At 66.5% G+C, this 25273-nt stretch carries 27 protein-coding genes; 6 read left to right on the top strand and 21 right to left on the bottom strand.

Going from position 1 to position 25273, the window contains the following annotated elements:
* Nucleotides 1-100: 100 nt before the first annotated feature.
* On the top strand, nt 101-331 hold the full coding sequence (locus AAFF19_RS22100) for a hypothetical protein (protein WP_182120326.1): 231 nt from the start codon (nt 101-103) through the stop codon (nt 329-331).
* Nucleotides 332-397: 66 nt separating this feature from the next.
* Here the strand turns inward: AAFF19_RS22100 and AAFF19_RS22095 are convergent, their stop codons facing one another.
* From AAFF19_RS22095 to AAFF19_RS22070, 6 genes are all read right to left on the bottom strand, one after another.
* Nucleotides 398-826 carry a GNAT family N-acetyltransferase gene (locus tag AAFF19_RS22095; protein WP_182120327.1) on the bottom strand — a complete coding sequence of 143 codons (429 nt, stop codon included), beginning with the start codon at nt 824-826 and terminating at the stop codon, nt 398-400.
* A 90-nt stretch (nt 827-916) separates the two neighbouring features.
* A complete protein-coding gene (locus AAFF19_RS22090; RefSeq protein WP_342721011.1) occupies nt 917-1795 on the bottom strand; it encodes an ATP-binding cassette domain-containing protein in 879 nt (292 codons plus the stop codon).
* 21 nt (nt 1796-1816) lie between these two features.
* A complete protein-coding gene (locus AAFF19_RS22085; protein WP_342721010.1) occupies nt 1817-2053 on the bottom strand; it encodes a hypothetical protein in 237 nt (78 codons plus the stop codon).
* Nucleotides 1971-2402 (bottom strand): hypothetical protein, encoded by a 432-nt coding sequence (locus AAFF19_RS22080; RefSeq protein WP_342721008.1) that lies wholly within the window; start codon nt 2400-2402, stop codon nt 1971-1973. Before AAFF19_RS22080 ends, AAFF19_RS22085 begins: the two co-directional genes overlap by 83 nt.
* A 212-nt stretch (nt 2403-2614) precedes the next feature.
* The gene (locus AAFF19_RS22075; RefSeq protein ID WP_342721007.1) at nt 2615-3427 is read right to left on the bottom strand and encodes a hypothetical protein; all 813 of its coding nucleotides are present in this window, start codon (nt 3425-3427) and stop codon (nt 2615-2617) included.
* Nucleotides 3424-5166, bottom strand: coding sequence for an FMN-binding glutamate synthase family protein (locus AAFF19_RS22070; protein ID WP_342721006.1), 1743 nt, complete (start codon nt 5164-5166; stop codon nt 3424-3426). The genes AAFF19_RS22075 and AAFF19_RS22070 overlap by 4 nt, the downstream gene beginning before the upstream one ends.
* A 222-nt stretch (nt 5167-5388) precedes the next feature.
* On the opposite strand from AAFF19_RS22070, the gene AAFF19_RS22065 reads away from it, so the two are divergent.
* From AAFF19_RS22065 to AAFF19_RS22055, 3 genes are all read left to right on the top strand, one after another.
* Complete coding sequence (locus AAFF19_RS22065) at nt 5389-6246, top strand: UPF0149 family protein (protein ID WP_342721004.1); 858 nt, start codon at nt 5389-5391, stop codon at nt 6244-6246.
* A gap of 428 nt (nt 6247-6674) precedes the next feature.
* Nucleotides 6675-7550: a site-specific integrase gene (locus tag AAFF19_RS22060; RefSeq protein ID WP_008903194.1), complete on the top strand. Its 876-nt coding sequence runs from the start codon at nt 6675-6677 to the stop codon at nt 7548-7550.
* 10 nt (nt 7551-7560) lie between these two features.
* Complete coding sequence (locus AAFF19_RS22055) at nt 7561-8757, top strand: IS91 family transposase (RefSeq protein WP_008903193.1); 1197 nt, start codon at nt 7561-7563, stop codon at nt 8755-8757.
* Between the two features lie 468 nt (nt 8758-9225).
* Here AAFF19_RS22055 and AAFF19_RS22050 read toward each other — a convergent pair whose 3' ends face one another.
* From AAFF19_RS22050 to AAFF19_RS22015, 8 genes are all read right to left on the bottom strand, one after another.
* Nucleotides 9226-10464, bottom strand: a complete 1239-nt coding sequence (locus tag AAFF19_RS22050) for a serine hydrolase domain-containing protein (RefSeq protein WP_342721003.1) — start codon at nt 10462-10464, stop codon at nt 9226-9228.
* Between the two features lie 201 nt (nt 10465-10665).
* Nucleotides 10666-11700 carry a helix-turn-helix domain-containing protein gene (locus AAFF19_RS22045; protein ID WP_291472926.1) on the bottom strand — a complete coding sequence of 345 codons (1035 nt, stop codon included), beginning with the start codon at nt 11698-11700 and terminating at the stop codon, nt 10666-10668.
* 7 nt (nt 11701-11707) lie between these two features.
* Nucleotides 11708-12727 carry an alpha/beta hydrolase gene (locus AAFF19_RS22040; protein ID WP_199227828.1) on the bottom strand — a complete coding sequence of 340 codons (1020 nt, stop codon included), beginning with the start codon at nt 12725-12727 and terminating at the stop codon, nt 11708-11710.
* Nucleotides 12728-12869: 142 nt separating this feature from the next.
* Nucleotides 12870-13358: a nuclear transport factor 2 family protein gene (locus tag AAFF19_RS22035; RefSeq protein ID WP_342721002.1), complete on the bottom strand. Its 489-nt coding sequence runs from the start codon at nt 13356-13358 to the stop codon at nt 12870-12872.
* A 57-nt stretch (nt 13359-13415) separates the two neighbouring features.
* Nucleotides 13416-13943: a CinA family protein gene (locus tag AAFF19_RS22030; RefSeq protein WP_342721001.1), complete on the bottom strand. Its 528-nt coding sequence runs from the start codon at nt 13941-13943 to the stop codon at nt 13416-13418.
* Nucleotides 13943-14473, bottom strand: a complete 531-nt coding sequence (locus tag AAFF19_RS22025) for a phosphatidylglycerophosphatase A (protein WP_192810337.1) — start codon at nt 14471-14473, stop codon at nt 13943-13945. Before AAFF19_RS22025 ends, AAFF19_RS22030 begins: the two co-directional genes overlap by 1 nt.
* A 25-nt stretch (nt 14474-14498) precedes the next feature.
* Nucleotides 14499-14975, bottom strand: coding sequence for a universal stress protein (locus AAFF19_RS22020; RefSeq protein ID WP_342721000.1), 477 nt, complete (start codon nt 14973-14975; stop codon nt 14499-14501).
* 89 nt (nt 14976-15064) lie between these two features.
* A complete protein-coding gene (locus tag AAFF19_RS22015; RefSeq protein ID WP_342720999.1) occupies nt 15065-16717 on the bottom strand; it encodes a DUF4139 domain-containing protein in 1653 nt (550 codons plus the stop codon).
* 225 nt (nt 16718-16942) lie between these two features.
* Here AAFF19_RS22015 and AAFF19_RS22010 point away from each other — a divergent pair, with 225 nt between their 5' ends.
* Both AAFF19_RS22010 and AAFF19_RS22005 read left to right on the top strand, forming a co-directional pair.
* Nucleotides 16943-17641, top strand: coding sequence for a hypothetical protein (locus AAFF19_RS22010; RefSeq protein WP_008906581.1), 699 nt, complete (start codon nt 16943-16945; stop codon nt 17639-17641).
* Nucleotides 17642-17658: 17 nt separating this feature from the next.
* Nucleotides 17659-18129 (top strand): hypothetical protein, encoded by a 471-nt coding sequence (locus AAFF19_RS22005; protein ID WP_342720998.1) that lies wholly within the window; start codon nt 17659-17661, stop codon nt 18127-18129.
* 156 nt (nt 18130-18285) lie between these two features.
* On the opposite strand, the gene AAFF19_RS22000 is transcribed toward AAFF19_RS22005, so the two are convergent.
* The 7 genes from AAFF19_RS22000 to apaG all read right to left on the bottom strand — a co-directional run bounded on the left by AAFF19_RS22000 (nt 18286) and on the right by apaG (nt 25260).
* Nucleotides 18286-18849: an RNA polymerase sigma factor gene (locus AAFF19_RS22000; protein ID WP_182120337.1), complete on the bottom strand. Its 564-nt coding sequence runs from the start codon at nt 18847-18849 to the stop codon at nt 18286-18288.
* The gene (locus AAFF19_RS21995) at nt 18846-19049 is read right to left on the bottom strand and encodes a DUF2892 domain-containing protein (RefSeq protein ID WP_182120338.1); all 204 of its coding nucleotides are present in this window, start codon (nt 19047-19049) and stop codon (nt 18846-18848) included. Before AAFF19_RS21995 ends, AAFF19_RS22000 begins: the two co-directional genes overlap by 4 nt.
* Nucleotides 19050-19183: 134 nt before the next feature.
* Nucleotides 19184-20158, bottom strand: coding sequence for a thiamine-phosphate kinase (gene thiL, locus AAFF19_RS21990; protein ID WP_182120339.1), 975 nt, complete (start codon nt 20156-20158; stop codon nt 19184-19186).
* A gap of 156 nt (nt 20159-20314) precedes the next feature.
* Nucleotides 20315-21436, bottom strand: coding sequence for a YbdK family carboxylate-amine ligase (locus AAFF19_RS21985; RefSeq protein ID WP_008906576.1), 1122 nt, complete (start codon nt 21434-21436; stop codon nt 20315-20317).
* The gene (locus tag AAFF19_RS21980) at nt 21426-22685 is read right to left on the bottom strand and encodes a cation:proton antiporter (RefSeq protein WP_182120340.1); all 1260 of its coding nucleotides are present in this window, start codon (nt 22683-22685) and stop codon (nt 21426-21428) included. The genes AAFF19_RS21985 and AAFF19_RS21980 overlap by 11 nt, the downstream gene beginning before the upstream one ends.
* 173 nt (nt 22686-22858) lie before the next feature.
* On the bottom strand, nt 22859-24856 hold the full coding sequence (locus tag AAFF19_RS21975; protein ID WP_182120341.1) for a site-specific recombinase: 1998 nt from the start codon (nt 24854-24856) through the stop codon (nt 22859-22861).
* On the bottom strand, nt 24853-25260 hold the full coding sequence (gene apaG / locus AAFF19_RS21970) for a Co2+/Mg2+ efflux protein ApaG (RefSeq protein WP_008906573.1): 408 nt from the start codon (nt 25258-25260) through the stop codon (nt 24853-24855). The genes AAFF19_RS21975 and apaG overlap by 4 nt, the downstream gene beginning before the upstream one ends.
* Nucleotides 25261-25273 lie beyond the last annotated feature (13 nt).

Here is a 25273-nt window from a genome sequence, read left to right as displayed (position 1 = left end):
GGAGACTTTGCTCTCAGCCTTGCGTGAGTGCAGCAGGAGCATTGGACACAGCCTGGATGAGCAGGAGCTCCAGAGGCAGTTTCCGGGCAGGACGTTGGACGTGACCTATGCGTACTGGGTTCTGGATAACGGTGGCGTTTGGACCGAATTGAGCGCTACGGTTCAGATTCGCAGGGACCACAACCCAACCTATGCAGAGGTGCTTTTCCTTTTGCACCAGGAGGCAGCGCACCTGCTGGCTGACCAGGATCGCCATTTTTTTGAGGGGCTGGTGCTGTCTGCAGATCCGTTGTCAGACACGCCAAGGTACGAAATGCTGCTGGGAAGTTGATCGTAAGTTTGGTGGGGTGGATGGGCGCAGTCGGACCTGCCACGTTGGCAATCCAAGCCCTGGAAATCAGGACATCAAAGCCTTCTTCAAATACACCAGCTGAAATCCCTGGATGTAGTTGTCGATGTGCCCAAACTCCTCATAGCCCTGTTTCAGGTAAAACCCCCGAGCCTGCCATTCGAAAGTGTTCAGCGTCACGCTGTGTGCGCCCAGGTCGCGGGCTTTCTGTTCCGCTGTTGCCAGCAGGTTGCGGCCCACTCCATGGTGCCGGGCGGCTTCGTCCACAAACAGCAGTTCCACGTTCAGCCATTCCAAAAACACGAATCCGCGCAGCCCGCCCACCAATTCGCCCTGGGCGTCACGCGCGCTCACCCACACCGGCTGGGACTGGCCGTACTCACCGACGAACCCGTAGTTGAACTGCCGCATCCGACGGCCTAAGACGCCGGAGTGAACTTCTTCTGCTGTGGGTGTGTAGATCTCAAAGTCGGTCATTGCGGAAGTCATGTAGGCCGGGTTGGCGAAGCGTAACCCGACCTGCTCTCATCGGGCGAACCTGCTCCGCCGTCGCTTGAGCCGCCGCGCTCAGTTATCAAACCTGAAGTCCACTGCCGCGTGCAGCTCCCAAGCCCCTTCGCCCTTGAACTCCAGCACGTGCGTGTGGTGTTTGAGCACGGCGGGGCGGTGGGCGATGCTGATGAGAGTGGTGCCGCTGGCGCGCAGGCGTTCGTAGAGGGCGGTTTCGTTGGCGCTGTCCAGCGCGCTGGTGGCTTCGTCCAGGATGACGATGCTGGGCTGGCGCGCCAGCACGCGGGCAAAGGCCAGGCGCTGTTGCTCGCCCACTGACAGCAGTTTCTCCCAGTCGTAGGACGCGTTGAGCCCCCCCACACGCTCGGACAGTGATTCGAGGCGCACCTCCTGCAGCAGCTCCTGCAGGCGTTCGTCGCTCAGCGCCGTTTGCTTGCTCGGGTAGATGATCTGGCTGCGCAGCGTGTCAATCTGCATGTAGGGGCGCTGGGGCAGGAAGAACATGTCTTCCAGGGGCGGGTGCTGCACGGTGCCGCTACCCGTGTGCCACAGGCCCGCAATGGCACGCAAGAGCGAGCTTTTGCCGCAGCCGCTCGGGCCGGTGATGAGCAGCGCATCGCCGGGCTGCAACTGTAGCGAGAGGTCGGCCACGAGCAGGCGGCCGAAGTGGGGGGTGTAAAGCGAGAGCCCTTCGATGGCCAGCGTGTCGCCGATGCGGGTGGTGATGTGCGGTGGGGGCTCGCAGGGGTCGTGGGCGTTGATCGCGGGCTTCGCATCGTCCGCAGGCTGGCCTGCCGGGGCGGGCTCGGCCCAGGGGGTGGGCGCGGCAGGGGTTTTGAGCACGACCTGCGACAGGGTATGGAGCCGGTCGATGCCCGCCACAAACCGGCTCAGGCTCTCGAAGTTGTCCACGATCAGCGAGATGGCGCCCAGCACGGCGGCAAATGCGCCTGCCGCCTAGATGGCCCGGCCCACCTCCAGCTCGCCCGACAGCACCGCATTGGCCAGGAGGATGCTGGGCAGGATCAAGGTGAGCTGGCTGAAAGAGCGCTGGTACAGGTTGAGCGAGAGCTGCTTTTTGATGAGCCGGGCGAAGTTGGTAAACGCTGCCTCAAACCGGTGGTCGATCTGCACGCGCTCCTGGGGTTCGCCCCGGTAGAAGGCGATGGATTCGGCGTTTTCGCGCAGCCGCATTGTCGATGTCGCCGCCCGCGCCGATCTCGTAGTACTTGCGTTCGCTCAGATAGCCATCCAGGAATCGGTGGGTGAGCCAGCGCCGCCAGTGGTTGGAGAACGCATCGCGCATGTAGTAATAAAAGGCGTACACCGGCACCGCGAATGCCAGTACCACCAGGCTGGTGCGCACCGCGATCCAGAAGCGTTCGGCCTGCCTGGCCGCCAGGGCCGATGTCATCTCCCCCGTCTTGTCGATCAGCATGACGGCCAGCTGGGTCTCGCACACCATCAGGGCGATCAGCAGTGCCATCAGGCCCCAGGCGGTGCGCTTCTTGTCGCCTGCCCAGTAGGGCCGGGCCACGCCCATGAACTGCTTCCAGGCAGCCCGCGACAGGGTGGGCGGGCGGCTGCGCAGTAGCGGGGGGCAAGGGCGTGGGCTCAGGGGCGGCTGGGCTGGCAGCGGCGGGCAGTGGCATGAAAAGAGGGGGTGGGCTGGAGGAAGCTCCTCCTGAACGATAGGCGATGAGCGCGCTTGGCGCTGTCAGCGGATAACCACAGCTTGAACAGAACGACCGCGTTTCATCTGCCGAGCAACTCGTACGCCGCGCGCACCCGCTGCAAATCCCGCCCCAGCTTGCGATTCGGGGGCAGATGCCGCATCCAACCCATCCGCCCAACGCTGGCCGCCAGCACCTCCCGCATCTCCGCGCTGCCCTGCGCCACCCACGCCGCCCAGCGCGCGCGCCCTTCGTCCAGGGTGCCGCTGGTGTGCAGGTACAGCGCGGTGGAGTGCGCATAGCACAGCGCATCGCGCACATGGCACACCGCCAGGGGCAGCACGGCGGCGGGGTCGTCCTCAAAGTCGATGCAGGCCACTTCGCCGTCGGGGCAGCGCACCAGGTTGCGCGCAAACGCCTGGCTCAGGCAGGTGCCCTGGCGGTGCACCTGGGCGAGCGCGTCCAGCCCTTGCTGCCACAGGGCCAGCGCGGCGCTGCGGTCGCCGGCCTGTACGGCGTGGTCGATCTCGTCGCCGAGGGAATGGGTCTCCACCCCTACACGGCCCAGATGGCGCATGGCAAAACCGTCGGGTTGCACGGCCAGCACCTGGGGCACACGAATGCCGCGCGCTGCCAGGTCGTGCAGGCGCCGCACCTCGGTGGAAATGGCGACGGGGCCACCGGGGTTGGGTACCGGCCGTAGCACGGGAAGGCGCAGCAGCCAGGCCAGCACGCCCATGGCGTGGTAGCGGCCCATGCTGTGGGGCGTGCCTGCGCGCTTGACCCAGATCTTTTCGTTGCCCAGCACATGGCTCATCACGTTGTGCGGCTGTGTGGCCAGCTGATGCCGCAAAAAGGCCCCGTAGTCGACTGCGTCTGATGTCGCCACGGTCATACGGCGGCTTCCCCTGCTGCCACGGCCGCGGTGCCCGCCGCCGCAGCGTGCACCAGCTCCACATGGTGGGGAATGGAAGGTTCCAGTGCAGGCTCGCTGGCCTGAAAGCTGTGCGCGCTGGCCAAGGGCCAGTACAGGCGGAACACGTTGTGCTGCGCGTCGAGCGGGCCGAGCAGCGCGCCCGGTTGCATGCGCGTGATCAGGTTGGACAGCAGGCGCACCTCGGTGTCGCTGATGCGGCGCACGATGTGGTGGGCAGTGATGTCCTTGGGGTGGCGCAGCCCGGCGGCCTGCACCAGTTCCTGCAGCGCGTGCAGCGTGCTGCGGTGAAACTGCGCCACGCGCGTGGCCTTGTCGGGCACCACCAGGGCCTGCTGGCGCAGCGGGTCTTGGGTGGTCACGCCCGTGGGGCAGTGGCCGGTGTGGCAGTTTTGCGCCTGGATGCAGCCCAGCGCCATCATGAAGCCGCGCCCCGCGTTGCACCAGTCGGCGCCCAGCGCCATCATGCGAGCGATGTCGAAGGCGCTGATCACCTTGCCCGCGCAGCCAATGCGCACGCGGTCGCGCAGGTTCACGCCCACCAGGGTGTTGTGCACCAGCAGCAGGCCCTCTTGCAGCGGTGCACCCACGTGGTCGGTGAATTCCACCGGTGCAGCGCCCGTGCCACCTTCGGCGCCATCGACCACGATGAAATCCGGCGTGATGCCCGTGACCAGCATGGCCTTGACGATGGCAAACCACTCCCACGGGTGACCCAGGCAGAACTTGAATCCCGTGGGCTTGCCGCCCGACAGCGTGCGCAGCCTGGCGATGAACTGCATCATCTCCACCGGGTTGCTGAACGCACTGTGGCTGGCGGGCGAGATGCAGGCCTCGCCCTCCTTCACCCCGCGCGCAGCGGCGATCTCGGCCGTCACCTTGGCGCCCGGCAGCACGCCGCCATGGCCGGGCTTGGCGCCCTGGCTGAGTTTCAGCTCGATCATCTTCACCTGTGGGTCGGTGGCGCTGGCCGCAAAACGCTCTTCGCTGAAGGTGCCGTCGGGGTTGCGGCAGCCAAAGTAGCCCGAGCCGATCTCCCAGATCAAATCGCCGCCGTGCACGCGGTGGTGCTGGCTGATACTGCCCTCGCCCGTGTCGTGCGCGAAGCCGCCTTTTTTTGCACCCTGGTTCAAAGCAAGGATCGCATTGGCAGACAGCGCACCAAAGCTCATGGCCGAGATGTTGAACACGCTCGCGTGGTAGGGCTGGGTGCAGGGCGCCACAGACTGCGACGGCGCATCGGGGTTGCCGCCGATCCACACCCGAAAGTCGTGCGACGGCAGCTGTGTGGGTGCGAGCGAGTGGTTCACCCATTCATAACCCTGCGCGCCCACGTCTAGGTGCGTGCCGAAGGGGCGGTTGTCCGGGTCGCCCTTGGCGCGCTGGTAGACCAGCGAACGCTGTGCGCGCGAAAACGGCGCGGCCTCGCTATCGCTCTCGATGAAATACTGGCGCACCTCGGGCCGCACATACTCAAGCATGAAGCGGATGTGCCCGATGACCGGGTAGTTGCGCAAAATGGCATGGCGCGACTGCTGCAGGTCGTACACACCCAGGGCCACCAGCGCCGCAAACACCAGCACCACGGGCAGGCCCACGCCAAACGCCACCAGCGCAAACAGCGACAGCAGCAGCCCGAACACGCACAGCGCAAAGGCCGTGTAGCGCACCGGGTACAGGGAGTTCAGTTGGTGGAGCATGGGGGTCCTGGTTGGGGTCTGCGGTGCGAGAGGGCTACACTGACCGCCTTTTTATCGGGTCGCCAGGTGGCGAGCAGCGTACTTTGCGCAGCGCCGGTCCAGGGCGGCCAAGCCGTCGCTACACCGACACCGTGACAGGACCGTGGCACAAGGCCTGCGCATCATAAAAGTAAAACCTTGCCTCCCAACCCCCCGCTTTCTCCCTTGACGACCGGAGCCTCCATGACCGAACCTACATCGCCCACCCCCGCCACCGACGATCTTGATGACCTCACGGCCGCCCCTGCTGCCGCGCTGGGTCCGGAGGAGCTGGAAGAGATCGACAACATCCTCGACGACCTGCGCGCGCGCGGCGAGGAAATCCCGCAGTGGGAGTTCTGCGACGGCTTCATGACCGCGCTGATCTGCAGCCGCCGCCCCATCGCCCCGGCCGAGTACCTGCCCATGCTGCTGGGCGACGGCGCCGAATTGGAAGTGGCCGACGGTGAGCCCTTGCCCCTGCTGCCCGCGTTTGCCGACGCCGCGCAGCAAGCCCGCTTCTTGGAGCTGTGGATGCGCCGCTGGAACGAGATCGTGGCCCAGCTCGACACCGACGTGAAGACGCTGGACGACGACCGCACCTTTCAGCCCGAAGCCATGGACATGCGCGGCGCGGTGGCCAGCCTCACGGACGAGCAGCGCGCCGAAATGGGCGACGACCAGGAGATCCCGTCCTTCGGCCAGGTGTGGGCTCTGGGCTTCATGTTTGCTGTGGAAAACTGGCCCGAAGACTGGGCCGCCCCGCGCGACAAGGAAGCCGCCAAGTGGCTGGACGATGCGCTGGACAGCATCGTCGCCCTGACCGAAGACGACACCGGCAAGCCCGAAGTCTGCATGTACGACGAAGACGGCCCACCCAGCACCAGCCAGGCGCGCGTCGAGGCCTTCGGCGAGGCCATCTGGGCCGTGTACGACCTGCGCCAGCTGTGGAAGAGCATGGGCCCGCGCGTGGAGACGGTGCGCAAGGCGCCCGAGCCGGGGCGCAATGACCGGTGCCACTGCGGCAGTGGCAAGAAGTACAAGAAGTGCCACGGGGCTTGAGTGATGGCTGCTTCTGCTTTGATAGCTGATAGCGCTTGTCTGGTAAGCGCTGGAGGGTAATTTGGCTTGGTAATTCTGCTGGTGCAAGCTGCGGTTGTGGGCGATGTTCAGCACCGTTGGCTGTCCGCGGGTTGTTGGGTGCGGTGGTGTGCGTTTTGGGCCCATAGCCGCCCCGGGTCTCATCCCGAGAATGGACGCTCGCTGCGCGCGCTCTGAGTGACCGCTTTCGGGCGGCACGGACAGCGGCTATGGGCCCGAAGAAGACCCTCGCCGGTCGATGGACCCAACGCGCGGACGGCTTCCGATCAGAGGACTAAACCGCTCGCGCGGTAGCCCGCCGCGAAGGCCCTGACACAGAGTAAACATCGCGCCCCTGTCTATGTTGGCGAGTGAGGCAATCGGCCTCGTTCTTCGACAGGAGCGCGATCATGATCCCTTCGACCCCCTCCATCTCGCCGCTGCGCCAACGCATGCTTGAGGACATGCGAATGCGCAAGCTGGAGCCTCGCACGCAAGAAGCCTACATCCGTGCCGTGCGCAAGCTGGCCGCTTACCTCAAGCGCTCGCCCGACGTGGCCACGGTGGAGGATCTGCGCAATTTCCAGCTCCATCTGGTGGACACGGGCTCATCGCCCATGACGCTCAACGCCACGCTCACGGGCCTGAAGTTCTTCTTCGACATCACGCTGGGACGCATCGAGCTGATGGCCAAGATGCAGCCCGTGAAGCTACCTCGCACCTTGCCTGTGGTCCTGAGCTGCGAAGAAGTCTCACGCCTTCTGGCTGCGGCCCACAACATCAAGCACCAGGTGGCTCTATCGGTTGCCTATGGCGCAGGTCTTCGCGCCAGCGAGGTCGTCAGCCTGAGGGTCACCGATGTCGACAGCCAGCGCATGACGCTGCGCGTGGAGCAAGGCAAGGGTGCCAAGGACCGCTACGCCATGCTCAGCCCTGTCCTGCTGCGGCGCCTGCGCACCTGGTGGCACCTGGCCCATGCCCAGGGCAAGATGCTGCCTGGCGGCTGGCTGTTCCCAGGCATGACGCCCTTGGAGCCTCTCTCGATTCGCCAGCTCAACCGCGCCGTTCATGCGGCAGCCGATGCCGCTGGTATCAACAAGCGGGTCACTACCCACACCCTGCGCCACAGCTTTGCCACGCATCTGCTGGAGCGCAAGGTCGATATCCGCGTGATCCAGGTGCTGCTGGGGCACAAGAAACTGGAGACCACATCGATCTACGCCCACGTGGCGACTGACCTGCTGCGCGAGGTGATCGGCCCCTTGGAGCCCATGCCTGCCGCCTGAAGGTGCGCGCGTGCAGCGGCCCACTCTGGAGGTCGCCGACATCTTCCACAAGCATGGTGCCGCCTGGCGTGACAGCCAGCGCGGTCACTTGAGCCTGTCTCAGCTCAAGGTCATGTCGGCGATTGAGCAGTGCCGCACAGCGGCACTGGGGGGACATGTGTTGCGCTGCGATAGCTGCGCCACCGAGCTGGTCTCCTACAACTCCTGCCGCAACCGACACTGCCCCAAGTGCCAAAGCGCTGCAGCCAAGCGCTGGCTCGATGCCCGCCAGGCTGATCTGCTGCCCGTGGAGTATTACCACGTGGTCTTCACGCTTCCCGCGCCCATTGCAGATCTGGCGTACCAGAACAAGGTAGGACTCTATGGGTTGTTGTTTGATGTCGCCGCCGAGGTGCTACAGACCATCGCTGCTGACCGCAAGCATTTGGGTGCACGCATCGGTGCCACGCTGGTGCTGCATACCTGGGGTTCTGCACTGACGCATCACCCGCATGTACATGGCATCGTGCCAGGCGGTGGACTGGCTCCTGACGGCAAGTCCTGGGTGGCTTGCCGATCGGGCTTCTTTCTGCCGGTGCGCGTGCTGTCCAGGTTGATGCGACGGCGCTTCATCGAAGAGCTGTTGCGCCTGCACCAGGCGGGGCGGCTGAGGTTCTTCGGCGAACTGGCGGCGCTGGCTGATGGTGCCTGCTTCAGCCAGTGGCTGGCTCCGATGCGCCAATGCGAGTGGGTGGTCTATGCCAAGAGGCCGTTTGCCGGCCCCCAGGCGGTGCTGGCCTACCTGTCTCGCTACACGCACCGGGTGGCTATCACGAGCAGCCGGCTTGTTGCGATGGATGAGCGCGGGGTAATTTTTAAATGGAAGGACTACCGTGCCAAGGGGAGCACGCGCCACAAGACCATGACGCTGGCGCCCCAGGAGTTCATGCGCAGATTCCTGCTGCATGTGCTGCCCAGCGGTTTCCATCGCATCCGCCACTATGGCTTGCTGGCCAATGGCAACCGCAGGGAATGCCTTGCGCTGGCGCGCCAGTTGTTGGGCGCCGCTCCCGGGCAAGCCGCAGTCCCATCGGGCAACGACGGGCAAGACGATGGGTCGTCCAGCGCAGCGCCACCAGTCTTTGTCTGCAGGCACTGCGGCCACGCGATGGTCATCGTGCAAAGTTGGATGAACGGGCAGGCCATTCGGGCGCCACCTCCATCATGAACAGTCCCCTGAACCACCACTTGTCTTGGATGTCGATGCGATTGGGTCCGTCGGCGGGGTTGGTGCATGCCCGGCGCTGGAAATGGCGGTCCAGAACGCATGCCGCCCCCTGTGAAGGGTGCAACACCGCAGTTGCGCCAGGCCCCACCCACACACAATGGCACACTGGCGCCGCTTGCCTGCAGGTCTTGGTCGTCAAGCCGCTGCCCAAATCCCCATAGCGTTTGCGCCCTGAACACCTGCGTTGGCGTTCTCCGCGGTTTCCTCCCCCGAGGCTTGTGCGACACCTGCCCTCAGGTCGGGGGCGCTTGTCGCTCGGGGGGTGTTCCGGGCAGGTATCCCACAACCCTAAACAAAAGCCGACACTCACCCGCGCGCCGGATGTCGAACGGCCCGACTTCACAGCCGATCAGCGGCGAGACCGCGATGATCCCGGTTGCCTCCTCGAGCGGTGCGGCCTTGTGCCTCTTATCGGGCGCGAGGCTTTGCGTGCTGATAGGTTGCCTTTTCCATCTCAAGGAAGCCCGCTACCGAGGTCGGATCGACGAACGGGAAGATCTGGGTCGCCCAATACCCGCCGATGCCGTTCGCGCGATCGATCCAGTAGTACAGGTTAGCGAGGCCGGCCCATGCGAGCGCACCAGCCGGCCGACCCGTGGGTGCTTCTTCCTCGTTGATCATGAACGTGAGTGCCCAGGTCTTGGGCATGCCGGGGAAGAACTCGGCGTCATTGGACAGCCGTGGCCTCGATACGGGCAGGATGGACGCCGCCGTCTTGGTCGCATCGACGCCGGGCAGCATCTTCACGTGCATGCCCTTGGGCAAATGATTGCGAGATGCCATTTCGACGGTCTCCGGTCGAAGGATCTGTTCGCCGCCGTCGCTGCGCCCGTCGTTGAGCCACATGCGGATGAACTTCACATAGTCCGACGCGGTCCCGTAGAGGCCGTGCCCTCCCATGTGGACCTCCGGATCCTGCGGCAAGGTCACCCCGTTGAGCGGAACGAGCGAGCCATCGCGATCCTCGCGCGCGTGAATCGTTGCTTGCCGGGATTGCATGGAGGGGGTCATCGTGAAGGCGGTGTCGGCCATCCCGAGCGGACCGAGAACTCTCGACTGCATGACCTCGCCGAGCCGCTTGCCCGTAATTCCCTCGAGCACCATGCCGGCCCAATCGATGTTGCTCCCATATGACCACTGCTCGCCCGGATCAAACAGAAGTGGCGTCTTGATCGACTTCCACGACGCGTCGACCACCCAGGGCTGGCCCTGCTCGTTGGCGAGGCGGGTGTACGTCTCGTTGAAGAAGTCGTAGCTGAAGCCGGCTGTGTGCGTGAGCAGGTGACGTGTCGTGATGTCGCGCTTCGGTGGGCGCAGCCTGGGTTGCCCGTCCTTGCCGAAGCCCTCGATGACCATGATGTCGGCAAGTTGGGGCGCGTACTCCTTCGCAGGCGCGTCGAGGTCGAGAAGCCCCTCTTCCACCAGTTGCAAGCAAGCCGTTCCTGCGATGGCCTTAGTGGTCGAAAATATCGCGCACACGGTGTCGGGTTCAAACGACTCGCCGGTTCCGGTGTTGCGGACACCGCGCGCGCCTTCGTAGATCGTGCCGCGGCGGTCGGTCACCGCCGCCGATACCCCGGGCACGCGAGGTGTGCCTGTCGTCACGCCATCGAGAACGGCGTCGATTGCCTTCGTCAGTTCGGTCATTGTTGTCTCCGTGTTGTTGAACCACCGCCACAGGCCAAGTGCCGGAGCGCGGAACGTCGGCGTGAGGTCGGAACGATGACCTCGCCCAACGCGTCTCCGGCGGCGACCTGTGGCAACTGGAAGATAGCAACACACCGGGTGGCCAGTAACCGCCGACCGGCGCGCCTGGAGGGGCCGAATTCCGCCATTTGGCGGTTGAGACTAGCGACTGGAGGGCGGTGGCAGGTCCAGCGCCGACGAATGCCGAACGCGCCAGGCGAGGAAGGCGAGGCCGATACGGGTTCGGCCGATGCCGTCGAGTGGGTCGAACGACAGCACGTCGCGAATGGTCTCCAGTCTCGCCTGCATCGTGCTGTGGTGGACACCGGCAATGCGAGATGCGTCACGGATAGACGCGGAGCGAAGCAGCGCATCCAGAGTTCGCACGGCCCACGGATGCTGCATGACGCCTTCGAGTTCCTCGACATCGAGCAACGGTCGATCGACCGAGCACTGGGCGAGCAAATCGATCAGACCGCCATAGTCGTCTGCGACTACGACTGGCACATCGGGCACAGCGCACAGGCGCAAGCTCACGAGTGCTGTCGCGAGCGATCGGTGGAGGTCCTCGATCCCCGCCGCCACCCCGATCCCGCAGGGGCTGGCGTCGATGTGTTTCACCTCGGCGCGCAGTACGCACACGTGCAGCGGACCGTAGCGGGTGTGAACGACGTCTTCCGGCAGGTCGCGGTGTTGCTTCCATGTCGCGAAGAGCGGCAAGGTGGCAACGCGGTACTTCAAGTGCGGCGCCAATCCGAGTTTGGCAGCCGTCGCGTGGCGATGCTCCACGTCAACGTTGGCGTCGAGCAGATCGCCGAGCCGACGCAATGGATCGTCCGCCTGGTGCCCGCTGCGGACGGCCAGCGCAAGTGCGAGGCGCTCGAGGATCATCGCATCGTTCACATGGGCTGGCCCCTGCCGCTCCAGCCACACAGTCATGCCGTTTGCTGCCAGGGAGCCTTCTCGCGGCGCTGAGGCGCTGCCCTTCAGGGTCTGCCCATCCGGCGCGACGCGAAGCGTGCGCTCTGATTGATGCCCGGCGAACCCCGCTACACAGCCCGAGAGCGAGGCTGCTGCCCCGAGCAGCCCCTGGATGTTGACGCCACCTCGAACCAATTCGTCGAAGCACGCGATGACCCTCAACGCCAGGCTGGCGTTGGGGTCAAGGGCCTTCAGTCGAGCCAGCAGTTCCTGCATACAGTCCTCAATCGCCCAACACGCGCGACATCCATGCACTGCGCGTGGCGATCATTCCACGTGACAGTGCGGTATGCGGCGCGAAGATGTCGAACGCATGGAACCCACCCGGCCACACGTGAAGCTCGGCCTGCCCGCCGGCATTCCACAAGGCGTCCGCATAGGCCACGGTTTCGTCGCGAAATATCTCGGCGCTACCGACGTCGAGAAACGCGGGCGGCAGGTCGCAAAGCTCAGTTGCACGAGCTGGCGCGGCATACGGCGACACATCCGGACCACCGCGCGCTTCGCCAAGCAGCGCGCCCCAGCCGGTCTCGTTGCTCACGCGATCCCAGACGCCGATGCCATCGAACTGAAGCGTGGACTTCGTGATGCCGCGGTCGTCCAGCATGGGGTAGTCGAGCAGCTGCCCGCACAGGCGGGGACCGCCCCTATCGCGCGCCGCGAGGGCTGCACCGGCCGCCAAACCTCCCCCTGCGCTGGCGCCCGCAATCAGCAGGCGATCGAGGCGCACGCCGAGCGACTCCGCATGCAATGCCATCCATTCCAGCGCCGCGTACACATCTTCCCGCGGATAAGGATCGCGATACTCTGGCGCCAGGCGGTACTCGATCGACACGAGCACGACGCCCAGCTGTTCGACGAAATCGATCATCCGGTCCAACCCACTGAACCGATCGCCGAACATCAGACCCCCGGAATGCACGAAAAGCACACCGGGGCGCTGCCCGGAGGCACGCTCGTGACGGAAGACGGACGCCTTGAGAGGGTGACCCTCGTAACCCTCGAAGACGCGTTCCTCGCAGCGGATGTTTCGCCCGCCGATCAGCGTTTCGAGAGGCGGCCCTGCGTAGGACACCCGCATGAAGTCGATCAGGTCGCTGGTCACAGTCGGCGGGAACATTCCGCCCACGATCGCCAAGCCTGCGCGCAGTTCAGGATCAAAGGTCGGTCGGTCGAGCCGCGCTTGTCGGCCCACCCCCTCGACCACCCCCTGTGTGAGCTCCTTCATCTCGAGTTCCTTCACGAACGTCTGCTTGTGGCTAAGTCACGCTGAAGATTGAGCGCGCCTCTTTGACTGAAAACCTAAATTACCTGTTTAGGAGAGAGGATTCTCCGGCACTTCCCGAAGGACCGGTTGTGGCCGACTACTGACGCTCGGCGCCCTCTCACCCCTGCGCCAGAAACTTCTTTAAATTCCCCGCCGCCGTACTCCGCACCTTGCGCTTGAGCGAGGGCGACCAGCCCAGCAGCAGCCCCGGCGCCCCCAGCGCCTGCCGTGCCCAGCGCCAGAAGCTGAACCGGTCGCGGTGGGTGGCGATCAGCCCGTCGGGCGTGAAGGTGAAGGTGCCGTCGATGATGTTGTGCACCTTGCGCCCCGTGGCGCTGAAGAGGTAGTGCGCCTCCCAGTGCGCCTTCCCGCCGGCCGCGTCGGCTTCGATACCGCTGAACGTGAGCTTCCAGTGCTCGGCCGCGCCGGGCTTTTTGGTGACGGTGCACAGCATGCGCCACATGCCGCCGATCTGGTCGCGGCCATTCAGGGAAAAGGCCTCGTCGTCAAACCTGGCGTCGGGCGCATAGCAGGCGACCATGGTGGCGTGGTCCAGCTGCGCGAAGGCGGTGTAGAAGCGGTGCAGGGTCTGGGCGTTGGGGTGCATGAGGGTCCTTGGCAAGGGCGCCATGCTACACCGGGGCCCGCTGCGGGGCGGGGCGGCTCAGCCCAGCAAAAATGCCAGCAGCCGCTGCAACGCATACCGCACGGTGGCGGCCCGGATGGTGGCGCGGTCGCCCGGGAAGTGCTGCATTTCGCTGTGGGTTTCGCCATTCACGCACCAGGCGAACCACACCATGCCCACGGGCTTGGCGTCGCTGCCGCCCAGTGGGCCCGCGACGCCGGTCACGGCCAGGCTGACCTGGGCTTGCGAATGCAGGAGTGCGCCATCGGCCATGGCGCGGGCCACGGCCTCGCTCACGGCGCCTTCCTGTTCAATGAGCGCTGCGGGCACGCCCAGCATGTCGGCCTTGGCGGCGTTGGAGTAGGTGACAAAGCCGCGCTCAAACCAGGTGCTGGCGCCGGGCAGGTCGGTGCAAGCCGCGGCGATCATGCCGCCCGTGCAGCTTTCGGCGGTGGCCAGCATGTGGCCTTGCTGGATCAGCCGCAGGGAAATTTGAGTCAAATTGGCCTCTAGCGCTTGTGCATCAAGCGCGACTAGCTCACTTTTTGATAGTGAAGTGACCGTCATCAAAACCTCCACAGTGCCACGACCAGCAGCGTGCAGAAGGCTGCCACAAAGTCGTCCCACAAGATACCCCAGCCGCCGCGCCAGCCAAAGCCCTTGAACAGGCCGTCGGCCCAGCCCACCGGGCCGGGCTTGGCGGCATCGAAGATGCGGAACAGGGCGAACACCGCGAGCTGGCCCGAGAAACCCATGGGCATGGCCAGCCACAGCACCAGCCAGAAGGCCACCACCTCGTCCCACACGATGCTGCCGGGGTCGGCCACCCGCATGTGGCGGGCGGTGGTGGTGCAGGCCCACCAGCCCACCACTGTGCTTGCCGCAATCAGCAGGCCCATCTGCAGGGGCGACAGCCACTGCTGCAGCGCGAGGTAGCTCAGCCAGGCCCACAGCGTGCCCACGGTGCCCGGCGCAATGCGCGACATGCCCGCGCCAAAGCCCAGGGCAATGAAATGGGCCGGGTGCGCCAGCAAAAAGCGCACGTTGGGGCGCAGGGGGGGCAGTGCCGCGGGTTCGGGTGGTTGGGGCAGGGGCATCATGGGATTGAGGGCACGGCGTGGGTCAGGTGCCGGCGCGCGGGGCGGCGGGCTCGGGCGTGCGCACCAGCAGCACCGGCACGGACGCGGTGCGGGCGATCTGCTCGGCATCGCTGCCCATCAGCACGCGCGCGAGGCCCCGGCGCCCATGGGTGCCCAGCACGATGAGGTCAGCGCCCCAGGCCCGTGCGTGGTCCACCACGATCTGTGCGACGCGGGCGTCGAGGTTCTCGATGAGCGCCGTGTCCACGGGCACGCCGCACTCTGCCACCTGTGCCCGGGCCTGCTGCAACAGTGCCTCGCCCGCTTGCTGCAGGCGCGGCAGTACTTCCTGGCGGTACACCTCGGGTCGCTCGAAGCCGCTGATGTGGGCGACGGGGTCCATCACGTTCAGCAGGCGGATGCGGCCGCCTGTGGCATGCGCCAGGGCCGTGGCCTGGGAGATGGCGTGGCCGGATGTAGGGCTGCCGTCAACGGCAACAAGAATGTGCTGGTAGCTCATGGCGGGTGGGGCTCCTGCCCCAGGAGCCGGGGCAGGGGGATTGTGACCGAGCGGCGGGGGCCCTGGCGCGGCGCCGCGGGCCTTCGGCTTCACTGGCGCTCCAGCAGTTCGATGTCTTTGGGGTAGCGGATGGTGTGCTCGGCACTGAACTGGGCCGTGGCCCCCGCCGCCAGGCTCTGCTGCCAGGCTACGGTGCCGGGGCTGCGGTTCCAGGCTGTGTCGGTGGGCTGGGGCTGGTAGCGGGATTCAACCTCGATCTTCTCGTTGCGCGACACCGGCGCGGCGTGCAGCACCTGCAGCGTGATCCCGGTTTTGTGGCGGTTGTCCACGCTGTAGGCGCGGCGTGTGGTGCGTTCGGTGCGGGCGCCGGTGAACCCCGCGCTGCCCGTCAGGTCCTGCACCGGCTCTGCGCGCACGGTCACCAGTTCATCGCGGCCAAACGAGAGGCTGCTGCTGCCCGCCGGGGCGCCCGCGCTGGGCGTGCCGAAGTCGATGCGGCCATTGCCGACGAATGCGCCGTCGCGGTACAGCCCCGCCGGCCCGGCGGGCCACACGCCAGGCGGCTGCGCAATCTGGGCCACCAGGTAGGCGGCCTCTTCCACCGCCGGAGCGGTGCGGGTGATCAGCGTGGCGGGGGCCGTGTGGTTGCCCAGCGCCAGCGTCACGCGCTGGCCGCTGGACGGCACAGAGATGCGCTGCGGCACGGAAAACTCGGTGGCAAAGCCCTTGTCGAGCGTGCCCACGTCGAAGGTGGGCATTGACTCCTGCTCCGCCGCGCCGCGTGTGCGCGCCAGGGTGGATGGCGCGGGGGCCATGGCCATCGCAGGTGCGGGCGCGGCCACGGGCTGCGGGGGCGGGGCCACATCCAGCGTCCAGGCGCGCGGCAGGCGGCCTGCAGTGGTGCGCCCGGGCTGGCCGGTGGAAAGCGTGAGCTGCACGCTCGACCAGTCCTCGCCGCTGTTTTGCGCCACCAGTGCCTGCCGCTCGATCAGCAGGGTGGACTTTTCTGCGTCCAGCGTGGCGCGGTAGCTGGGCTGCCAGCCGGGGCCGCGCACCTGGTAGGACACGCGCAGCTCGGCCTCACGCTCGGCAGCCAGGTTAATGGTGACCGACACCACCCGTGCGCGCTGGCTGGCCACGCGGTCACGCTCGGCCACCAGGGGCTTCAAGGCCAGCTCCAGCGCCTCCTGCTTGCGCGCCAGCTGGTGCGCACGCGCAAAGCTCTCGTGGCCCGACTTGCGCAGCACGTCGGCGGTGGCCGTGATCTGTGCGGGTGCGGGGCTGGCCGTGCGGGGGGTGGTGGCGGTTTCTTCGCCCGGGCCCGCCTGGGCCACGCTGCGCAGGTAGCCCTGCACCAGCTGCAGCGCCGAGGCCTCGGCCTTCACGCCGGCAATCTGGTCTTCCAGCTCGCGGATGCGACCGTCCAGCGGGCTGGCGCAGGCGCTCACCACATCGCGGTCTTCGGTCAGCACGTTGAACTCGCCCACGCGCACGGCAGGGTCGGCGTTGATCTGCAGGTTTTGCGCATCCAGCGACGCGGGCAGGCAGGCCAGCGTGAGGCTGCGTGCGCCCGCAGGCACCCGGGCCACGCGCTCCACCGTGGCACTGCCGGGGTAGACGGTAACGCGGGCAATGCGCGAGGTGTCCTGGGCGTGGGCGGGCCATGCGGCCAGAAGAAGCAGCGCGAGGCAGGCAAGCGCCGGGCAGGGCGGCGCGGCAGAGGGGGCAGGGGTGGCGGTCAAGAGCGGCTCCTGGGTGCGCAGAGAGGCATGGATGCTAGCAGCCGATCAACGCGCTGGCGCTGCGTGCAGCGCCGCAGCCTTCGGAGGCGGGCCCCGCCGCCCAACGTCTTGTAACCATTTCCTGGCGGTAAATGCGCGGTGGCGCGGGCCACAGCGTTTAAAAAAGCCGCCGCGGGCAGCGATCCCGCTCACCCCCTAGGCCCACCAATATTTGGGAGACAACGCGTGCAGGACACCGATGACAAAAGTGCCTTTGATTCCGCCATCCGGGCGCTGGAGTTCGAGATTGCCAATGCCGGCACCCACCTGACGATCGACGCCACCGCGCGGCAGGCCTATTCCCGGCAGATTCAGGCGATGGCGAACGAGTTGCGCGGCCAGGTCACCAGCGGCCGCATGACCTGGGCGCAAGCCGCACAGCAGGCACAGGAGACGCGCAACGTCATCATGGAAGTCATTCGCGGCCGCAGCACCCCGGTGGGCCGCGCGATGGCCGAGCGGCTCAAGCGCGAAGGCAAGTCGCTCAACGAGCTGATCGCGCGCAAGACGCAGCAGTTGTACGGTGTCTCCGCGGACTTCAACCGCCTGTCGCCCACCCAGCAGAACGCGGTGTATGCCGAGATCGTGCGGTCCGCCGGCACGTCCAACCCGCGGGTCACCGCCACCATGCGCAACCTCTCGCGCGCGGGGCGGGGGCTGCTGGTGGTGTCCATCGCCTTGTCGGTGTACTCCGTGGCCAGCGCAGAAGACAAGGCCGGCGCTGCACGCCGCGAACTGGCGGTGACGGGCGCGGGCATTGGCGGCGGCATCGCGGGTGGCGCGCTGGCGGGCCTGGCCTGTGGCCCCGGTGCGCCCGTGTGCGTCACCGTGGGGGCGTTTGTGGGCGGGGCGCTGGCCGCGTTCGGCGTGGACTTTTTCTGGTGACCGGGAGAGGCTCCGTCATGCAAATCCTCTCATCCACAGATGTGTCTCTGGCACGCATCCCCAATCGCCCGGACGGTGCAGAACCTGTCAGTGAAATTCTGCGCAATGGCCAGGCCACGGGCCGCCAGGTGGCTGGCGCGGTGCTGGAAGCCGCGGCGCAGTGGCAGTCGTTCATGCTGCTGTTCACCACCGACGACACGCCGTTTGAGGAGCTCCTTCACATCCACCTGCTGGACGCCCAGCTGAACCTGCTGGACTCCGCAACGGTGGGCGGCATGTATTCGACCGGGTCTTTTTCGTTGCTCGATGCCGCCGAGCCGGACACCGTGCGGTTTCGCTTTATTGGCGGTACCGACTGGAGCGTGCAGGTGCTGCCCGAGCCGGGCTTTCGCGTGCCGCTGCTTTCAGAACCCACCGGGGTGAGCCGGCCCCTGGGGTTCTCGCGCCACTTCGTTGTGCGTGGCCAGCCGCAGCCCGAGCGTGCTTAGCGCGTGCCGACAGCACCGGGGGCGCCCCGCCGCCAGAAAGCCGTACACCGCCTGAATCCTGCGGCGGGTGCGGCTTTCGCGGTGCACTGGCTGCCATGCGCCATGGTCAATTCAAGCCAAAAAGGCGTCTAACGCTTGCCTGATAAGCGCTGGCAGCTATCGTTTTTGATCAGGTTGTTCGGCATCGGGATAGGTGGGCTGCACAAGATACTCCCGCACCAGGCAACGCGCCCGGTGCAACCGGCTCTTGGCCGCCTCGCGCGTGGTGCCCAGGCGTTCGCTCATCTCCTCAATCGTCAGCTCCTCAAAGTCGCGCAGCAGGAGCGCCTCCCTGTACAGCGGCGGCAACGAATCAATGGCCAGGGCCAGGTCGTGGCGCAGTTCGTGGTCGGGCCGGTGTGACCAGGCCAGGGCATCTTCCACCTGCGCCAGTGGCTCGCTCTTGAGCCAGGCCAGTGCCGGGCGCATGCACAGCCGCTGCACGATGCGCACCACCCAGCCGCCAAAGGCAGCCACCTCGCGCAGCGCACCCACGCGGCGGTAGACGATGATGAGGGCTTCCTGCACCACGTCGTCGGTGGCTGCGGTGGCCGCGCAGTGGCGCAGCGCATAACGGCGGATGTCGGGACGGGTCAGGCGCAGCAGCTGTTCCATCGCCATGGCATCGCCGCTGCGCGCGGCGGGCAGCAGCTGGGCCACGGTGGCCGGGGCATGGGTCATTTCAGGGGCTTTCGGCCCACCATGGCGCAGGCGGGGCAGTAACCAAAGACGCCAGTCACGATGCCCACCGCACCTGATGCCGCCAGAACGAGGCCGATCGGTGTGACGCCCAGCCATGCCTGGCTGACGGCGATGAGGGCCAGCCCGGCGACGATGCGGACCAGGCTTTCGGGGCGGGTGATGTTTTTGCGGTACAGCATGGTGAAAAAGCTCCTGAGGTGGATGGATGAGGCGCCAACACAGGCGCCTCATCCATCAAGAGCGGCGGGTTTCGCAAAAGGATTCATGCTTTGCAAAAAAAGTCGCTGCGAAGCCCGCCAGTCCCGGCTGCCCGCTATCGAAAATGGTCAAACGATGCGTAGCGGTTGTCCACCGGCTGGCCCTGCGCGTCCACCAGCTGCAGGCCGCGTTCGGCCAGCACGGTGCCGATGCGGGTGACTGGCGTGCCGCTGGTGCGGGATGCCGCCGCCACCGCGTCACGTTGCGCGGGCGGTGCGGTAAAGGCCAACTCGTAGTCGTCGCCACCCGCCAGGGTGCATTGGCGGATGAATTCAGGATCAAACTGGGCTCTAGCGCTTTCTGGATAAGCGCTGACAGCTATTAAATTTGAAGTGCTGTGGGTGTCGATCTGCGCGCCCACCCCGGACGCCTTGAGGATGTGCGACAGGTCGCCCAGCAGGCCGTCGCTCAGATCCATCGCGCTGCTGGCCACGCCGCGCAGGGCCAGGCCCAGGGCCACGCGCGGGGTGGGGCGCTCCAGCCGCTGGCGTGCGCGGGCCAGCAGATCGGGAGGCAGGGTGATGTGGCCCAGCAGGGCTTCCAGCGCCAGCCGCGCATCGCCCAGCGTGCTGCTCACATAGATGTCATCGCCTGGCCGGGCGCCGCTGCGCAGCAGGGCCTGGCCGGTGGGCACCTCGCCCAGCACGGTGATGCAGATGTTGAGCGGGCCCTGCGTGGTGTCACCCCCTATGAGTTCGCAGCCATGGGCATCGGCCAGCGCCCACATGCCGCGCGCAAACCCGGCCAACCACGGGTCATCCACGCGCGGCAGCGACAAGGCCAGCGTGAACGCCAGCGGCCGCGCACCGCAGGCGGCCAGGTCCGACAGGTTCACGGCCAGCGCCTTGTGGCCCAGGGCTTCGGGGTCCACGTCGGCAAAGAAGTGGCGGCCTTCCACCAGCATGTCGCTGGAGATCGCCAGCTGCATGCCGGGCGTGGGCGCCAGCAGCGCGCAGTCGTCCCCCACGCCGAGGACGGCGCGGCGCACGGGGCGCGTGAAGTGGCGTGCGATGAGGTCGAATTCACCCATGGGGCTGGATTGTCCGGTGGTTCAATGGCTGCGCGTCATGATGGCCTGCGCGGCTGGATACTGGCGTGCTTCAGGCCAGCGGCCGCCGTGCAAGGGCCGCCCCGCCGCACGGGCGGCGTCCCCCTGGGGGGAAGCCGCGAAGCGGCTCAGGGGGGGTCAACTCATGCCGCGAAAGCGCTGCGCCGCCTGGCGGCTCACCTCGGCCAGCAGCTGCTCTTCGCTCTGGCGCTGGCGCAGCCAGCGCGCGTCGTTCTGGCCCGCTTCGACCTCGGTGCGCAGCATGTGCATGGCGCTGGATGCGCCCTGCACGGCGGCGTGCCCGGCGATCTTGTCCATGGTCTTGAGGATGTGTTCCCGCAGCGGCATGTGGTCGCCGGTGGCCGGGTCCACATACACGGCGTCCATGCCAAAGCGGCAGGCCTGGAAGCGGTTGTAGGTATAGACGAGGTAGTCGTCCTCCTCGGGCATGAAGGGCTGGTCGGCCAGAAACCAAGCGCCCAGCGACTGCACGTAGCCCGCAAGGGCTGCGGCGCGTTCGATGGTGAGCGGCGTGTCGAACACACGGATCTCGATGGTGCCGAACTCGGGCTTGGGGCGGATGTCCCAGTAGAAGTCCTTCATGCTTTTGACCACGCCGGTGCGCGTCATCTTGTTGAAGTACGCCTCGAAGTCCTGCCAGGTGAGGGCCATGGGCGCACGGCCGGAGAGCGGGAAGGCAAACACGGAGTTGAGCCGCGCCGAGTCGAAGGCCGTGTCTTGCCCCTGCACGTAGGGGCTGGATGCCGACATTGCAATGAAATGCGGGATGTACCGGCTCATGCGGTGCAGCATGAGTAGCGCGGCGTCGGCGTCGGGGCAGCCGATGTGGACATGCTGGCCAAAGATGGTGAACTGCTTGGACAGGTAGCCGTACAGCTCGGACAGCTCGCGAAAGCGCGGCTTGTCGTAGATGCGCCGCTCATGCCACTGCTGGAAGGGGTGCGTGCCGCCGCCCACCACGGCGATGTTGAGCTTGTCGGCATTTTTCACCAGCGCATCGCGGATGGGCGTGAGCTGGCCCAGCACCTCGCTGGCCGAATGGCAGATGCCGGTGGAGATCTCGATCATGCTGTTCGTCATCTCGGGTACCACGCTGCCGGGCAGCGGGGTTTTCTTCATGAGGCGCAGCATGTCCTCGGCGTAGGGTGCCAGGTCGTAGTCGTTAGTGTTGACGAGCTGCAGCTCCAGCTCGACGCCCAGCGTCAGGGGTTCGGAATGGTTGAAGGCTTCAAGACTCACGGCTGTTCTCTCCGTTGTTGCTGCGCGTCAGGGGCGCCCAGGGTTTGGAGCTTTCGCCCGCACGGTAAATGGCCACGGTGGCAATCACGGCCCCCAGCACTTCCATCAGCAAGATGGCGGGCAGCGCCACCCCGGCAATCACGTGGCCCGTGGAGGGCGACGCCAGCACGAACTGCGAGGCAATCAGCAGCGCGATGGACGACATGGGTGTCATCGCACAGCCCACCCACAGGGCCTGCTTCCAGCTGGCGCCACTGCCCACGTTGCCCAGGGCCACGCCCGTGGCCTTGGCCACCAGGCGCACGGCAATCAGGGCCAGCACCACGCCGGCCACGGGGGCGCTCCAGTCGGCTTGCGCGGCCACGGTGGAGACCAGCACGAACATCAGCATGGTGAGCAGCGACGATGCATTGCCCAACTGGCGCGGCCAGGCCCAGGGGCGCGGGTTGAGCTGCTTGAGCAGCATGCCGCCCAGCAGCGCCGCCAGCGGCGCAGAGCCACCCATGTGCGCAGCCACCGCCGTGCCCGCAGCCACCAGCGCCAGAAAGAGCATGGAGGTGTTTTCGCTCGTGGGGCTCATGAAGCGCAGTGCCATGCGCAGCACCAGGGCCAAAACGGCCGCCACCACAATCGATACGCCCAGCACCACCATCACGGGGTACACCGTCTCCACCACCGTCAGGCTCTGGCGATTGATCAGCTCGGCCTTGGCGCTGCCCAGCGTGAGCGCATACAGCGTGGAAAGCGTGGTGAGCACGATGGCGCGCTCTGTGACCGGGCCGGCCGCGCGGGTGTCGGCGACCACGCGGGTGAGCACGGCGGGCGAAGCGGCCAGCGCCACCAGCGCCAGCGGGCCTGCCACCTGCGTGGGCAGGTCCAGCCACACCAGCACCCAGTACACCGCAAAGTAGGTCAGCGCCGATTCGGCAATGCTCTGCACCAGCACCATGGGGTTGTGGCGGAACCAGCGCAGCGGGATGCGGCCGCCGCACTCAAAAAGCACCAGGGCGATGCCCAGCTCCAGAAGGAACAGGCCGATGCCTTGCAAGGGCCACACGGCACCGCTGAAACCGGCCAGCCCGGCGGCGGTGCCCACCAGCGAGTAGCCCAGCACCTTGGGCAGCCCGGTGTGGCGTTGCGTGAGATAACCCACCATGGCGGCTACTGCGAGCAGCAGTGACCATTGCACCGTGGGCAACCCGGCCGAGGGGCGCAGCCATTGCGCCCAGAAGGTCAGGATTTCATTCATGTCTTGGGACCTCTGCGTCAGACGGGCCAGGCCCGTCGGGGTGAAGAAGCCAGGCGCGGGCCGCCCCCGCGGGGAGGGCGTTGTACCTGGCGGTGCCTGAATTTACAGGCGGAAACAAACGTTCACTGTAGGACATGGGCGGCGCTTGCTTGCTGGGGCCTGAGCGCCTTGTGTCAGGCGGCGGTACGGCGCTCTGGCGTGAAGAAACTCAGGGGTGACGAACGCATGCGCGCACGGATGGCTGCGTAGATCCGGGAGCGGTCTACGCCGCTGACGTTCTGTGCGCGCAGGGCCAGCCGGAATGCCAGGTAAAAACTCACCGAAACATTCAGCGCACCCATCAAGGGCAGCGCGGCCGCCGCCCACCAGAAGGCAGGCAGGTGCAACACCTCCAGGCCCAGTGCCGCGCTTGCCGCGCCCACCTGGCCCGTGGACAGTGTGACATGGCGTACATCCAGGCCCAACCCGAAAAACCCTGCAAACGCTGGTACCAGGCCCAGCATGAAGCCCAGCGAGATGTTGGCTGCAAAGCCCGAGAGGTTCTCGCGCAAGAACCGCGCCCAGCGCGCCGCACGCTCCTGGCCCAGCAGGCCGGTGATGCGCGGGTTGTAGTGCATGGCCGAATCCAGGCGGTAGAGCACGAACCAGTTTTCGGTCCAGCCCGCGATGATGCTGGACACGAACAGCAGCACCCCCGTGAACCCCGCAAAAATGAGCGAAGGCCCCAGCAGGTGCTGGGATTCAAACACCTGCAGGGCCTGGGGTTCGCTGAGCGCAGGGCTGCCCACCACCAGCGCAAACAGCATGGCCAGCCCGATGACGGCCGGGAACACCACCAGCACATTGCCCAGCACGGCGGCCACCTGGGAGCGCACCAGGTGCGTGATCTCGTCAACGAAGGAGTCGATCGCGCCGCTGGCGCCAAGCTCCTTGAGCTTGGCCGCCATGGCCGGTGCCGTCATGGCCGGCTGCTTGGTGGCCACCGTGAGGTGCAGCAGCTGTATCAGCACAAAGGTGGTGGCGTAGTTCACACCGGCCCAGAAGCCCCCCCAGAACGCGGAAAGCGCAAGGGCATACAGGCCGAACTTGATCATCGTCGTGAACGCCATCACCGCGCCGCCGCCCGCTGCCTTGCGGACCATGGCGCGGTATTCGGCGCCCGTACGGGTGATGTAGTGCTCGCCGGTTTCGGCGCTGCGCTCGGCCACCTTGGCCGCCAGCAGGGAGGAGTTGGATGCCACCAGGGCGCGCAGGCTGCGCCGCTCCTGCCCCACCATCACCAGATGTGCCATGAGCCGCGCGGCCGTGACGGCGGGCTTGGGTGACAGCAGGCACTCCAGCAGTTCGCGCACGCGCAGGATGCGCTCGCGCAGCTGCCGCAGGCGAAACACCAGGCCGACCGAGATCCCGTTCTCTTCAAAATGGGTGTAAACCGTGGTGGCGGCGGCACGGCAGGCCTCCAGCCGTTCGCGCAGGCGCTGGGCAGCCTCGTTGAGCCGGTCGGGCGTGCGCAGCGCGTGCAGCACCTCCACGCGCAGGCTCTCCACGTCGCGGATCAGTGCATGAAAAGGCTGGGCGTCGCGGGCCGACTCGCTCATGCGCAGCCGCAGCTCGGGCGCAAAACCGGTGGAAAGGATCTGGCCGGCGCAGTAGGTGATGGCGTCCAGCAGGGCCTTGTGCCAGCGCGAGGGGCCGGGGGAGGCTTCGCCAGCCGTCCCTGACAGAAGGCCGACCAGGCGATTGAGCTGGGTTTCCTCCAGCGCGGCCAGCCACTGCGCATCGAACTCGCTGGGCAATGCCAGCATGAAGAGTTCGGATGCGTCGATGGTTTCCGGGCTGCCGGGCAGCAGTTTGTTGCGTACCCGCTCGGCCAGCTCGCTCACGAGGGCGGTGCGGGGCGCAAACCCGAAATCCGCCAGCAAGGTGGTGATGTCCACGTGGTCCACCAGTGTCGTCCACCACGCCTGAAGGCGCACCTGGATGTCAGGGCGGGATTGCACCGCGTCGAGAAACAGCTGCACGCGTCCCACGGCGGCCGGCACGGAATCTCGGCGCCCCCGCACCCATTCCAGCAGATGGATCAGCCACAGATGGCGGTGGGCAAGGTGTGCCTGCGGGTCCAGCGAGGACAGCAGGGTTTCCAGGTCGGTGCCCGCGGCTACGCGCCTCAATGCAGCACCCGACCGCTCAGTGGCTCTCCCGAGGGGCCGTGGTTCGTCGCCTCCAGCACAAAAAGAGGGACGGCGGTGTGAAAGGGCTCGCCGTCTTCCGTCACGCAATGGAAGGTGCCATGCATGGTGCCGCTGGCAGTGCGCAACCGGCATCCACTGGTGTATTGAAAGGATTCACCGGGTTTGAGCAGCGGCTGGTGGCCCACCACGCCCAGGCCCTTCACTTCTTCGGTGTGGCCCCTGGAGTCGCTGATGATCCAGTGGCGTGAAATCAGCTGCGCGGGCGATTCGCCGGTGTTGGTGATGGTGATGGTGTAGGCGAAGCTGTACACCCCCGTGTCCGGCGCAGACTGCTCGGGCAGGTATTCAGGCAGTACTTTCACGTCGAACTGGTACTTTGGCATGGGGCGAATGGTA

This window comes from Acidovorax sp. FHTAMBA (assembly GCF_038958875.1).
Lineage (GTDB): Bacteria > Pseudomonadota > Gammaproteobacteria > Burkholderiales > Burkholderiaceae_C > Acidovorax.
The sequence above is the reverse complement of the archived record's forward strand: the minus strand, read 5'-3'. Positions and strand labels throughout refer to the sequence as shown.